The organism is Pseudomonas sp. HMSC063H08 (assembly GCF_001813645.1).
Classification (GTDB): domain Bacteria; phylum Pseudomonadota; class Gammaproteobacteria; order Pseudomonadales; family Pseudomonadaceae; genus Pseudomonas; species Pseudomonas aeruginosa.
Genome location: NZ_KV813417.1, coordinates 181,459 through 193,594, shown reverse-complemented (window position 1 = coordinate 193,594; position 12,136 = coordinate 181,459). Strand labels below are relative to the sequence as shown.

At 66.2% G+C, this 12,136-nt stretch carries 11 protein-coding genes; 6 read left to right on the top strand and 5 right to left on the bottom strand.

Translation table 11 applies throughout. The features are described 5' to 3' along the window. Positions 1-56: 56 nt before the first annotated feature. Positions 57-617, bottom strand: a complete 561-nt coding sequence (gene grpE, locus HMPREF2924_RS11545) for a nucleotide exchange factor GrpE (protein WP_003095213.1) — start codon at positions 615-617, stop codon at positions 57-59. A 167-nt stretch (positions 618-784) separates the two neighbouring features. On the opposite strand from grpE, the gene recN reads away from it, so the two are divergent. Continuing rightward, entirely contained in the window at positions 785-2,461 is a 1,677-nt protein-coding gene (recN, locus tag HMPREF2924_RS11540) for a DNA repair protein RecN (RefSeq protein WP_003135243.1), read from the top strand. A gap of 69 nt (positions 2,462-2,530) precedes the next feature. Here the strand turns inward: recN and fur are convergent, their stop codons facing one another. Beyond that, a complete protein-coding gene (fur, locus tag HMPREF2924_RS11535) occupies positions 2,531-2,935 on the bottom strand; it encodes a ferric iron uptake transcriptional regulator (protein ID WP_003095216.1) in 405 nt (134 codons plus the stop codon). Between the two features lie 97 nt (positions 2,936-3,032). Between fur and HMPREF2924_RS11530 the strand changes: the two genes are divergently transcribed. Continuing rightward, positions 3,033-3,563 (top strand): outer membrane protein assembly factor BamE, encoded by a 531-nt coding sequence (locus HMPREF2924_RS11530; RefSeq protein WP_003109323.1) that lies wholly within the window; start codon positions 3,033-3,035, stop codon positions 3,561-3,563. Positions 3,564-3,630: 67 nt separating this feature from the next. Here HMPREF2924_RS11530 and HMPREF2924_RS11525 read toward each other — a convergent pair whose 3' ends face one another. Together HMPREF2924_RS11525 and HMPREF2924_RS11520 are read right to left on the bottom strand one after the other, a co-directional pair. Then, a complete protein-coding gene (locus HMPREF2924_RS11525; RefSeq protein ID WP_003095218.1) occupies positions 3,631-3,936 on the bottom strand; it encodes an RnfH family protein in 306 nt (101 codons plus the stop codon). After that, on the bottom strand, positions 3,929-4,363 hold the full coding sequence (locus HMPREF2924_RS11520; RefSeq protein WP_003100497.1) for a type II toxin-antitoxin system RatA family toxin: 435 nt from the start codon (positions 4,361-4,363) through the stop codon (positions 3,929-3,931). The genes HMPREF2924_RS11525 and HMPREF2924_RS11520 overlap by 8 nt, the downstream gene beginning before the upstream one ends. A gap of 274 nt (positions 4,364-4,637) precedes the next feature. Between HMPREF2924_RS11520 and smpB the strand changes: the two genes are divergently transcribed. Continuing rightward, entirely contained in the window at positions 4,638-5,117 is a 480-nt protein-coding gene (gene smpB, locus HMPREF2924_RS11515; protein WP_003100496.1) for an SsrA-binding protein SmpB, read from the top strand. Positions 5,118-5,139: 22 nt separating this feature from the next. Here the strand turns inward: smpB and HMPREF2924_RS11510 are convergent, their stop codons facing one another. Continuing rightward, positions 5,140-5,913, bottom strand: a complete 774-nt coding sequence (locus tag HMPREF2924_RS11510) for an FCD domain-containing protein (RefSeq protein WP_003095221.1) — start codon at positions 5,911-5,913, stop codon at positions 5,140-5,142. Positions 5,914-6,241: 328 nt separating this feature from the next. On the opposite strand from HMPREF2924_RS11510, the gene HMPREF2924_RS11505 reads away from it, so the two are divergent. The 3 genes from HMPREF2924_RS11505 to HMPREF2924_RS11495 all read left to right on the top strand — a co-directional run bounded on the left by HMPREF2924_RS11505 (position 6,242) and on the right by HMPREF2924_RS11495 (position 12,108). Then, on the top strand, positions 6,242-7,924 hold the full coding sequence (locus tag HMPREF2924_RS11505; protein ID WP_070700486.1) for a lactate permease LctP family transporter: 1,683 nt from the start codon (positions 6,242-6,244) through the stop codon (positions 7,922-7,924). Positions 7,925-8,079: 155 nt separating this feature from the next. Continuing rightward, positions 8,080-9,225, top strand: a complete 1,146-nt coding sequence (lldD, locus tag HMPREF2924_RS11500) for an FMN-dependent L-lactate dehydrogenase LldD (protein ID WP_003095228.1) — start codon at positions 8,080-8,082, stop codon at positions 9,223-9,225. A 66-nt stretch (positions 9,226-9,291) separates the two neighbouring features. Beyond that, positions 9,292-12,108, top strand: coding sequence for an FAD-binding and (Fe-S)-binding domain-containing protein (locus HMPREF2924_RS11495; protein ID WP_003135245.1), 2,817 nt, complete (start codon positions 9,292-9,294; stop codon positions 12,106-12,108). Positions 12,109-12,136 lie beyond the last annotated feature (28 nt).

Sequence of the window (12,136 nt, the reverse complement as noted above, 5' to 3'; positions counted from 1 at the left end):
CCGCCCGTGGGTCTCGTGCTCGGTTGACTACCCAGATGGGGTCGTCGCGTCGAATTTCAAGCCTGCTCGTCGATGGAAGGCGGGGTTTCCGCCGGCGCCTTGCTGACCACCACCATCGCCGGACGCAGCAGGCGGCCGTTGAGCAGGTAGCCTTTCTGGAACACCTTGAGGACACTGCCCGGCTCGGCCGAAGCGCTTTCCTGCATGGCCATCGCCTGGTGCTGCTCGGGGTTGAAAGGCTCGCCTTCCGGGTTCAGCGCCTCCACCTGGTAGCGGCGCAGGGTGTCGTCGAACATCTTCAGGGTCAGTTCCATCCCTTCGCGCATCGGCTTGATCGCCTCGTCGTTGGGATCGGACATCTCCAGGCCGCGCTCGAGGGTGTCGACCACCGCCAGCAGGTCGCCGGCGAATTTCTCCAGCGCGAACTTGTGCGCCTTCTCGACATCCTGCTCCGCACGCCGGCGTACGTTCTGCAGATCCGCGACCATGCGCAGCGCCTGGTCCTGGGCGGCAGCCAGCTGCTCCTCCAGTTCCTGCACGCGGGCGGTCAGGTCCTCGGCGGCGCCGGTGGGCTGCTCGGGGGTCTGTTGATCCAGGGTCTGCTGTTCGTCAGCCATGCCACTCTCCTTCAAAAATAAGCTGGCAAATACAAGGCGAACGCATAAGTTCGCAACGTTGCCGGCTATATGGGGACGGCTTTCCACGGTTCAAGGGGCGAGCGGCAATTGCCAGCCGGAAAAAATACTGTATAAATAACCAGACAAAACCCACGGAGCCACCCGCCATGCTGGTTCACCTGTCCGTTCACAACTACGCCATCGTCGAGCACCTGGATCTCGAACTCGCTACCGGCATGAGCGTGATCACCGGCGAAACCGGCGCGGGCAAGTCGATCATGCTCGACGCCCTCGGCCTTACCCTCGGCGACCGCGCCGACAGCGGCGCGGTACGTCCCGGAGCGGACAAGGCCGACATTCTCGCCAGCTTCGACGTCAGTGCCATCGCCGAGGCCCGCGACTGGCTCGCCGAGCGCGACCTGGAACAGGACGGTCCGTGCATCCTGCGCCGGGTGATCACTGCCGAAGGTCGCTCGCGTGCCTACATCAACGGCACGCCCTGCCCTCTGGGCGACCTGAAGAGCCTGGGCGAACTGCTGATCGACATCCATAGCCAGCACGAGCACCAGTCGCTGCTGAAGAGCGAGACCCACCGGCGCCTGCTCGACGAGTACGCCGGCTGCCAGGAGCTGGCGCGCCAGGTGCAGCTCGCCGCGCAACGCTGGAAGCAGACCAGCCAGGAACTCGAACGCCTGTCGCGTAGCGGCGACGAACAGCGCGCCCGCCACCAGTTGCTCAGTTACCAGCTGGAAGAACTGGAAAACCTGTCCCTCGGCGAAAACGAACTGGAAAGCCTGGAGCAGGAGCAGAAGACCCTGAGCAACGCCGAAAGCCTGCTCGCCGCCTGCCGCCAAGTCGTGGAAATGTGCAGCGAGAGCGATGCCGGCAACGTCCTTTCCGCGCTCAATGCCAGCCTCAGCCGCCTGACCTCGTTCAGCGGCCAGCCCGCCGCCCTCGGCGAAGCGGTCAACCTGTTGTCCAGCGCGCAGATCCAGGTCGAGGAGGCGATCGGCGAACTGAACCGCTTCGTCGACCACTTCGATGCCGATCCCAATCGCCAGCAGCAGGTCGAGGAGCGCCTGGACGTCATTTATTCCCTGGCGCGCAAGCACCGGGTCCAGCCCGCCGAACTGGCCGACCTGCAGCAGCGCCTGTTCGACGAACTGGAGGCGCTGAACGCCGACGACGAAGCGGTCGGACGCCTGGGCGACGAGCTGGCCGCCTACGCCCGGCATTACCAGGAAAAAGCCGACGAACTGAGCCGCCTGCGCCAGGCCGCGGCCGCACCTCTTGCCGCCAGCGTGGAACAGGAGATGCAGCGCCTGGGCATGCCCGGAGGGCGCTTCGCCATCGTCCTGCATCCCGGCGACAGCGCCGAGCCGCAGGCCAACGGACTGGAAAGCGTGGAGTTCCTGGTCAGCGCCAACCCCGGGCAGCCGTTGAAAGGGCTGGCCAAGGTCGCCTCGGGCGGCGAACTGTCGCGGATCAGCCTGGCGATCCAGGTGATCACGGCACAGACCTCGCGCATCCCCACCCTGGTCTTCGACGAAGTCGACGTCGGCATCGGAGGCCCCACCGCCGAAGTGGTCGGACAGTTGCTGCGTCGCCTCGGCGAACGCGGCCAGGTCCTCACCGTGACCCACTTGCCGCAGGTCGCCGCCCAGGGCCACCAGCACCTGTTCGTGCACAAGGAACGCGGCAGCAGCGAAACCCGCACGGCGGTCGCCACCCTGAACAAGGCCCAGCGGATCGAGGAGATCGCCCGCATGCTCGGCGGCGTCGACCTGACCAAGGAATCCCTGGCCCACGCGAAGAAACTGGTCAACCTGGCCGCCCAGAACTGAACGTTCCTTCAATGGAAAATGAAAACGGCGACCCCAGGGTCGCCGTTTTCGCATGGAACCGTTGCGCGACTACTTCTTCTTGCGCACGTAGAGCACCAGATTGTGATCGACCAGCTCGAAGCCGCGCTCGCGGACGATTTCCTTCTGGCGCTTCTCGATTTCCGCGTCCATGAACTCGATCACCTCGCCGGTATCGACGCAGACCATGTGGTCGTGGTGGCCGCTATCGGCGAGCTCGAACACGGCATGGCCGCCATCGAAGTTGTGACGCACCACCAGGCCGGCGGCCTCGAACTGGGTCAGCACCCGATAGACGGTTGCCAGGCCCACGTCCTCGCCTGCTTCCATCAGCGCCTTGTACACGTCTTCGGCGCTCATGTGGCGTTGCTCGGCCGAGTCGAGCATCTGCAGGATCTTGACCCGCGGCAGGGTCACTTTAAGGCCGGCTTTTCGAAGTTCGCTATTTTCAACCATGTCTGCTTTCTCAGCGCGGGATGTTTCGCAGTATCCCGGAATACGGGTATGATCGGGCTTTTATTTGCCCAGCCAAGATAGTGGAAGTCGCTCACCGATGCAAAACGCCAAGCTCATGCTGACCTGTCTCGCTTTCGCGGGGCTTGCCGCACTCGCCGGTTGCTCGTTTCCTGGCGTCTATAAAATCGACATCCAGCAAGGCAACGTCGTAACGCAGGACATGATAGACCAGTTGCGTCCCGGAATGACCCGACGCCAAGTGCGGTTTATCATGGGCAACCCGCTGATCGTCGATACCTTCCACGCCAATCGTTGGGACTACCTCTACAGCATCCAGCCGGGCGGCGGTCGTCGCCAGCAGGAACGCGTCAGCCTGTTCTTCAACGACAGCGACCAACTGGCCGGCCTGAACGGCGACTTCATGCCCGGCGTCAGCCGCGACGAAGCGATCCTCGGCAAGGAAGGCAGCACCACCGTCACCCAGCCGGCCGACCAGCAGAAACCGGAAGAGCAGAAGGAAGAGCCGCCGAAACCGGGCTCCACCTTGGAACAGCTCCAGCGCGAAGTGGACGAAGCCCAGCCGGTACCGGTTCCGACCCCCGAACCTTTGGACCCCAGCCCGCAATGACGGCTGGCGTTCCACGAAAAAGCCCGGCATTCGCCGGGCTTTTTCATTTCCGCAGGAAACCCCGCGGCTAACCGCCTTCGCGCTCGCTCCGGGCCCGTGCGGCACGCTGCTTGCGCACCTCCTTGGGATCGGCGATCAACGGGCGGTAGATCTCCACCCGTTCGCCGGCCTCCAGCACCCGCTCCTCCGGGCGAGCCAGGAGCTTGCCGAAGATACCCAGCGGACAACCTTGCACATCCAGCCCTGGAAACGCCTCGGCGATGCCGGAGAGCAGCACGGCCTCGCGTGCGCTGGTACCTGCCGGCACGCTCAGGCGCAGTAACGCCTGTCGCTCCGGCAGCGCGTAGACCACCTCGACGGCGATCTCAGCCATAGAGTTGCTTGGCGCGCTGGCAGAACGCGTCGACCATGGTGTTGGCGGCCTGGGTGAACAGCGGCCCGAGGGTCGCCTTGACCAGCGGCCCGGCGTAATCGAAGGTCAGGTCGAGAGTGATCTTGCAAGCCTTCTCGCCCAGCGCCTTGAACTGCCAGACGCCATGCAGTTCGGTGAACGGTCCGTTTTCCAGGTTCATCTCGATGGAAGCTCCCGGCACCAGCACGTTGCGGGTGGTGAAGCGCTGGCTGAGGCTACCCTTGGCCACGGTCAGCTCGGCGCGCATCAGGCTTTCGCTCTCCTCCAGGACCTGGCTGGCCGAACACCAGGGCAGGAACTCCGGATAGCGCTTCACGTCGTTCACCAGATCGAACAGCGCACGGGCGGGATAAGGCAACAGCGCCGAACGCTGGATATGGGTGCTCATAGAACTCTCACTTCTGCTGTCGAGCGGGCGACTCCCCAAGCATAGCCGGCGGGACGGCGGCATCCGCCACGGCGGCGCGCTGCGCCCGCCGACCGGGGCCAGGGTTCGGCAGAAAAACGCTCAGCGCAGCCTGACGCCACTTGAAGACTTTTCTTACAAAACCTTGGCCAGCGGCCAGGAAAAGAGTGGGCATTGTCCGAAATTCACCTCTATCCCTCAAGCGCGACGCCGCCCCATAGCGGTGAAGCCGGCGACTCCCTATAATGCGCCGCCTATGGCTAAGCAGAAGAAACACCCTTCGGGGACCATCGCGCAGAACAAGAAGGCTCTGCACGACTATTTCATCGAACAACGCTTCGAGGCGGGCGTCGCCCTGGCGGGCTGGGAAGTGAAAAGCCTGCGCGCCGGCAAGGCCCAACTGGTCGACAGCTACGTGCTGCTCAAGGATGGCGAGGCCTGGCTGCTCGGCAGCCACATCACGCCCCTGACCACCGCCAGCACGCACGTGATCGCCGACCCGGTGCGCACGCGCAAGCTGCTGCTGCACAAGCGCGAACTGGGCAAGCTGTTCGGCGCCGTGCAACAGAAGGGCTACGCCTGCGTCGCCCTGTCGATGTACTGGAAGAAGCACCTGGTCAAGTGCGAGATCGCCCTGGCCAAGGGCAAGAAGGACTTCGACAAGCGCCACACCGAGAAGGAGCGCGACTCCGATCGGGAGATCCAGCGCGCCATGCGCCACGGCAAGGACGACTGAGCGCGTCCCTGCCCGCGCCTCGCTAGTCCTCCTGCACGCTGCGCCGGCGCTGCGAGCGCTTCATCCTGCGCGCCTCTTCCTGGACCTCCGCCAGGACCTCCTGCACATAGTGGATGTGCTGGTTGGACACCTCCCGGGCCAGCTCCGCCTGACCGCTGATGATCGCGTCGTATAGGCGCTGGTGCTGCTCCATCAGTTGCGCGCGGGTTTCCGTGCGCTGCGCGTACATCCCGCCGATATTGGTCACCACGTTGCGCCGCAACAAGTCGAACAGGCCCTTGATGGTGTGCAGCAGCACGGTGTTGTGGCTGGCCTCGGCGATCGCCAGGTGGAAGCGCGCGTCGGCGGCGCCCTCTTCCGCGCTGACCTGGTCGTTGCGCGCATAGCAGGCCTGGAGCGCCTCGAAGGCCTCGGTCAGGCGCTGGTGATCGAGGGAGGTCGCACGCAGCGCCGCGTAGTAGGCACAGGACCCTTCCAGCGTGTGGCGAAACTCCAGCAGGTCGCGCTGGGCCTCCGGGTTACCCTCCAGCAGGTGCAGCAGCGGATCGCTGAAAGTCGCGCCCAGCGATTCGGTCACATAGTTGCCGCCACCCTGGCGGCTGACCAGCAGCCCCTTCGCCACCAGTTTCTGGATCGCCTCGCGCAGCGACGGCCGGGAAACCCCGAACTGCTCGGCAAGCACGCGCTCGGCGGGCAGCCGCTCGCCGGACTTCAGCGTGCCCTCCAGGATCATCGCCTCCAGTTGCGCAACGATGTCATCCGACAGACGGCGCTGCCTGACCTGACCAAATTCCATATCCCGACACCCTTACCCGAAGTTTCGTCGCAAAGCCTCTGCCATGCGCCCAGCGCGAAAAAGAGAGGAAGCGTACCGAGCCGCTCCCCGCACCACAAGCGAGGCGCCACGAGCCCCGCACGAGCATCCTTAGACAAAAGTCGTAGACGGGCAAATTGACACGCCGAACGCTCGACTCTTAACCTGAGCGCTCGCTTTTGTAAATTGGTCTTACCAATTATGCGAGCTTTGCCAGGTTCGGCTGCCCAGCGCCCTTGCACACACAGGTCTTGGCGCGTGTCCGATCTGGTCACAGGCAAACCCAACAACAATTAGGGAGCCAACCCCCATGCAAGCCTGGCAACAACTCTATACCCCCCTAGGCAGTCTCGGCCTGTCGGCCGCCGCGGCCGTCATCCCGATCGTGTTCTTCTTCCTCGCCCTGGCGGTATTCCGCCTCAAGGGCCACATCGCCGGCAGCATCACCCTGGCGCTGGCCATCGCGGTGGCCATCTTCGCCTTCCACATGCCCGCCGACATGGCCTTCGCCGCCGCCGGCTACGGCTTCCTCTACGGTCTCTGGCCGATCGCCTGGATCATCGTCGCGGCGGTCTTCCTCTACAAACTGACGGTGAAGAGCGGCCAGTTCGAGGTGATCCGCAGCTCGGTGCTGTCGATTACCGGCGACCAGCGCCTGCAGGTACTGCTGATCGGCTTCTCCTTCGGGGCCTTCCTCGAAGGCGCCGCCGGTTTCGGCGCGCCGGTGGCGATCACCGCCGCCCTGCTCGTCGGCCTCGGCTTCAATCCGCTCTACGCCGCCGGCCTGTGCCTGATCGCCAACACTGCGCCGGTGGCCTTCGGCGCACTGGGCATCCCGATCATCGTCGCCGGCCAGGTGACCGGCATCGACGCCTTCAAGATCGGCGCCATGACCGGCCGCCAACTGCCGTTCCTGTCGATCCTGGTACCGTTCTGGCTGGTGTTCATGATGGACGGCTGGCGCGGCATCCGCGAAACCTGGCCGGCCGCCATCGTCGCCGGCGGCAGCTTCGCCATCACTCAGTACCTGACGTCCAACTTCATCGGCCCGAAGTTGCCGGACATCACCTCGGCGCTGGTCAGCCTGGTCTCCCTGACCCTGTTCCTCAAGGTCTGGCAGCCGCAGGGCGCCAGCGAAGCGCTCGCCGCCAGCGGCGGCGCGGCCGTGGCCGGTGGCGGCTACGGCGGGCAACGCAGCGTCGAACCGTCCGCCTACAGCTTCGGCGAGATCCTCAAGGCCTGGTCGCCGTTCCTGGTGCTCACCGTACTGGTGACCATCTGGACCCTGAAACCTTTCAAGGCCCTGTTCGCCCCGGGCGGCGAGCTCTACTGGCTGGTGTTCAACTTCGCCATCCCGCACCTCGACCAACTGGTGGTCAAGGGCGCGCCGATCGCCACCAGCGCCACGCCGATCGCCGCGGTATTCAAGTTCGACCCGATCTCCGCCACCGGCACGGCGATCTTCCTCTCGGCGCTGGTATCGATGTTCATCCTGCGCATCGGAGCGAAAATTGGTATTACCACTTTCAAGGAAGTCCTGGTGGAGCTGAAGTGGCCGATCCTGTCCATCGGCATGGTCCTGGCCTTCGCCTTCGTCACCAACTACTCGGGCATGTCCACCACCCTGGCCCTGGTCCTGGCCGGTACCGGCGCGGCGTTCCCGTTCTTCTCGCCGTTCCTCGGCTGGCTGGGGGTATTCCTGACCGGTTCGGATACGTCCTCCAACGCCCTGTTCAGCTCCCTGCAGTCGACCACCGCGCACCAGATCGGAGTCAGCGACACCCTGCTGGTGGCCGCCAATACCAGCGGCGGCGTGACCGGCAAGATGATCTCCCCGCAATCCATCGCCGTGGCCTGTGCCGCGACCGGGATGGTCGGCAAGGAATCCGACCTGTTCCGCTTCACCCTGAAGCACAGCCTGATCTTCGCCGCGCTGGTCGGACTGATCACCCTGGCCCAGGCATACCTATTCACCGGCATGCTGGTGCACTGACCGCGCCCTGATCGGCCGCGCGTCGGCGATACTGCGCAGGAAATGGCCCGGGGGAGACTCGCCTACGATCGTAGGCCCGGCTCCCTTGGCCATTTCCGCCGTGTCCCGCTCCACTGCGCTCGATGCAAAACCTTTCGACACAACGGAAGAGCCCAATGATCATTTCCGCTTCCACCGACTACCGCGCCGCCGCCCAACGCAAGCTGCCGCCGTTCCTCTTCCACTACATCGACGGCGGCGCCTACGCCGAGTACACCTTGCGTCGCAACGTCGAGGACCTGTCGGCCATCGCCCTGCGTCAGCGGGTGCTGAAGAACATGTCCGAGCTGAGCCTGGAAACCCGCCTGTTCAACGAGACCCTGGCGATGCCGGTGGCGCTCGCCCCGGTCGGTCTCACCGGCATGTACGCCCGCCGCGGCGAAGTCCAGGCGGCACGCGCGGCGGCGGCGAAGGGCGTGCCCTTCACCCTGTCGACGGTATCGGTGTGCCCGATCGAGGAGGTCGCCCCGGCCATCGACCGGCCGATGTGGTTCCAGCTCTACGTGCTGAAGGACCGCGGCTTCATGCGCAACGCCCTGGAGCGGGCCAAGGCCGCCGGCGTCACCACCCTGGTGTTCACCGTCGACATGCCGGTCCCCGGCGCCCGCTACCGCGACGCCCATTCCGGCATGAGCGGCCCCTACGCCGCGCCGCGCCGCATCCTGCAAGCCATGACCCACCCGGCCTGGGCCTGGGACGTCGGCCTGCTGGGCAAGCCCCACGACCTCGGCAACATTTCCGCCTACCGCGGCAACCCGACCGGACTGGAGGACTACATCGGCTGGCTGGGCGCCAACTTCGACCCGTCGATTTCCTGGAAGGACCTGGAGTGGATCCGCGAGTTCTGGGACGGCCCGATGGTGATCAAGGGCATCCTCGACCCCGAGGATGCCAGGGATGCGGTGAAGTTCGGCGCCGACGGCATCGTCGTCTCCAACCACGGCGGCCGCCAGCTCGATGGCGTGCTGTCCAGCGCCCGCGCGCTGCCGGCGATCGCCGACGCGGTGAAGGGCGAACTGGCGATCCTTGCAGACTCCGGCATCCGCACCGGTCTCGACGTGGTGCGGATGATCGCCCTCGGCGCCGACAGCGTGCTGCTCGGCCGCGCCTTCGTCTACGCCCTGGCCGCCGCCGGCGAGGCCGGGGTGCGCAACCTGCTCGAACTGATCGAAAAGGAAATGCGCGTGGCCATGGTCCTCACCGGGGCCAAGTCGATCGGCGAGATCAGCGCCGACTCGCTGGTCCGCGAACTGGGCGCCTGAGACGCCCGCCAGAAAAGCCTGAAAACGCCCGGGGCGTGACCGTCGTCCCAGGGCCGAGGAAAGCCGATGAGCCTGCCGATTCCCTTTCTCGAGACCGTCGAGCGGCTGATACCGCGCGAACGCCGCTTCGACGACCCGCTGTCGACCCTGGCCTTCGGCACCGACGCCAGTTTCTACCGGTTGATTCCCAAGCTGGTGCTGCGCGTCGAAAGCGAGGACGAGGTCGCCGCGATCCTATCCGTCGCCTACCGCGAGCAGGTCCCGGTGACCTTCCGCGCCGCCGGCACCAGCCTCTCCGGCCAGGCCATCAGCGACTCGGTGCTGCTCGTCCTCGGCGACAACTGGAACGGCCGGGAAATCCGCGCCGACGGCGCGCAGATCCGCCTGCAGCCGGGTGTCATCGGCGCCCAGGCGAACGCCTGGCTGGCGCCGTTCGGCCGCAAGATCGGTCCCGACCCGGCCTCGATCAACGCCTGCAAGATCGGCGGCATCGTCGCCAACAACGCCAGCGGCATGTGCTGCGGCACCGCGCAGAACAGCTACCACACCCTTGCCGGCCTGCGCCTGCTGCTGGCCGACGGCACCCGCCTGGACAGCGAGGACCCGGCCAGCGTCGCGGCCTTCCGCGCCAGCCACGGCGAGCTGCTGGAACGGCTCGCCGAACTCGGCCGCGAGACCCGCGCCAACGCCGAACTGGCCGCGAAGATCCGTCACAAGTACCGGCTGAAGAACACCACCGGCCTGTCGCTGAACGCGCTGGTCGACTACGACGAGCCGCTGGACATCCTCACCCACCTGATGGTCGGCTCCGAGGGCACCCTCGGCTTCATCAGCGCGGTGACCTACGACACCGTCCCGGAACACCCGCACAAGGCCTCGGCGCTGCTGGTTTTCCCCACGGTGGAAACCTGCTGCACGGCGGTCGCGGTGCTCAAGCGCCAGCCGGTCTCGGCGGTGGAACTGCTCGATCGGCGCAGCCTGCGCTCGGTGGAGAACATGCAGGGCATGCCGGAATGGGTGAAGAGCCTTTCCGCCGGTGCCTGCGCCCTGCTCATCGAGTCCCGCGCGGCGAGCCGCACGCTGCTGCACGAACAGCTCGGGCGGATCATGGCCTCCATCGCCGAATATCCGCTGGAGAAGCAGGTCGACTTCAGCGAAGACCCGGCGGTCTACAACCAGCTCTGGCGCATCCGCAAGGACACCTTCCCGGCTGTCGGCGCGGTGCGCGAGACCGGCACCACGGTGATCATCGAGGACGTCACCTTCCCCGTCGAACGACTGGCCGAGGGAGTCAACCGCCTGATCGAGCTGTTCGACAAGCACCGCTACGATGAGGCGATCCTCTTCGGCCACGCGCTGGAGGGCAACCTGCACTTCGTCTTCACCCAGGGCTTCGACTCGCCCGAGCAGATCGCCCGCTACTCGGCGTTCATGGACGACGTGGCGCACCTGGTGGCGGTGGAGTACGGCGGCTCGCTGAAAGCCGAGCATGGCACCGGGCGCAACATGGCGCCGTTCGTCGAACTGGAGTGGGGCGAGGACGCCTATCGCTTGATGTGGCAGCTCAAGCGCCTGCTCGACCCGCGCGGCATCCTCAACCCGGGTGTGGTCCTCAGCGACGACCCGCAGAGCCACCTGAAGAACCTCAAGCCGCTGCCGGCCGCCGACGAGATCGTCGACAAGTGCATCGAGTGCGGTTTCTGCGAACCGGTCTGCCCGTCGCGCGGACTGACCCTCACGCCACGCCAGCGCATCGTCCTGTGGCGCGACATCCAGGCGAAGAAGCGCGCCGGCGTCGACACCACGGCGCTGGAGCGCGACTACCGCTACCAGGGCATCGACACCTGCGCCGCCACCGGCCTATGCGCCCAGCGCTGTCCTGTGAACATCAACACCGGCGAGCTGATCCGCAAGCTGCGCGGCGCCGACGCCCGCCACGCCGAAGGCGCCACCTGGCTGGCGCGCAACTTTGCCGGCGCCATGCGCGCTGCGCGCTTCGCCCTGCTCGCTGCCGACGGCGCCCGGCGCCTGCTTGGCGCGCCCCTGCTGGCCAGGGCCAGCCACAGCCTCAGCCAGGCCAGCGGCGGCCGCGTGCCGCAATGGACGCCGGCGCTGCCGCAGCCGGTACGCTTGGCGCCGCCGCCCGCCCCGCTCGACGACGAGCGGCCACGGGTGGTCTATCTCGCCGCCTGCGTCTCGCGCGCCATGGGCCCGGCCTTCGGCGACGAAGAGCGCGAGCCGCTGCTGGACAAGACCCGCCGTCTGCTGGAAAAGGCCGGCTACCAGGTGGTGTTCCCGGATAACCTGGACAACCTCTGCTGCGGCCAGCCGTTCGCGTCCAAGGGGTATGCGAAGCAGGCCGACGACAAGCGCGACGAGCTGCTCGCCGCCCTGCTCCAGGCCAGCCGCGGCGGCCTCGACCCGATCTACTGCGACACCAGCCCCTGCACCCTGCGCCTGGTCCAGGGTCTGGACGATCCGCGGCTGCAGATCCACGACCCGGTGAAATTCATCCGCAGTCACCTGCTCGATCGCCTGGAGTTCATCCCGCAGGACAAACCGGTAGCGGTGCACGTCACCTGCAGCACCCAGCACCTCGGCGAGAGCCAGGCGCTGATCGACCTGGTCGGCCGCTGCACCCGCGAGGTGGTGATCCCGGAAGGCATTCACTGCTGCGGCTTCGCCGGCGACAAGGGCTTCACCACGCCGGAACTGAACGCTCACTCCCTGCGCAGCCTGAAGGATGCCGTGCAGTTCTGCGAGGAAGGCGTGTCCACCAGCCGTACCTGCGAGATCGGCCTCAGCGAGCACGGCGGGATCGACTACCGCGGGGTGGTCTACCTGGTGGACCGGGTGACGCAGGCGAAGGGCGCGCCTCGGTAGGGCGAATAACCGCCTCGCGGTTATCCGC

Bases quoted from the DNA above. Each gene is read 5' to 3' on its own strand.
- grpE (WP_003095213.1), bottom strand. From the start codon at position 617: ATGGCTGACGAACAGCAGACCCTGGATCAACAGACCCCCGAGCAGCCC.
- recN (WP_003135243.1), top strand. From the start codon at position 785: ATGCTGGTTCACCTGTCCGTTCACAACTACGCCATCGTCGAGCACCTG.
- fur (WP_003095216.1), bottom strand. From the start codon at position 2,935: ATGGTTGAAAATAGCGAACTTCGAAAAGCCGGCCTTAAAGTGACCCTG.
- HMPREF2924_RS11530 (WP_003109323.1), top strand. From the start codon at position 3,033: ATGCAAAACGCCAAGCTCATGCTGACCTGTCTCGCTTTCGCGGGGCTT.
- HMPREF2924_RS11525 (WP_003095218.1), bottom strand. From the start codon at position 3,936: ATGGCTGAGATCGCCGTCGAGGTGGTCTACGCGCTGCCGGAGCGACAG.
- HMPREF2924_RS11520 (WP_003100497.1), bottom strand. From the start codon at position 4,363: ATGAGCACCCATATCCAGCGTTCGGCGCTGTTGCCTTATCCCGCCCGT.
- smpB (WP_003100496.1), top strand. From the start codon at position 4,638: ATGGCTAAGCAGAAGAAACACCCTTCGGGGACCATCGCGCAGAACAAG.
- HMPREF2924_RS11510 (WP_003095221.1), bottom strand. From the start codon at position 5,913: ATGGAATTTGGTCAGGTCAGGCAGCGCCGTCTGTCGGATGACATCGTT.
- HMPREF2924_RS11505 (WP_070700486.1), top strand. From the start codon at position 6,242: ATGCAAGCCTGGCAACAACTCTATACCCCCCTAGGCAGTCTCGGCCTG.
- lldD (WP_003095228.1), top strand. From the start codon at position 8,080: ATGATCATTTCCGCTTCCACCGACTACCGCGCCGCCGCCCAACGCAAG.
- HMPREF2924_RS11495 (WP_003135245.1), top strand. From the start codon at position 9,292: ATGAGCCTGCCGATTCCCTTTCTCGAGACCGTCGAGCGGCTGATACCG.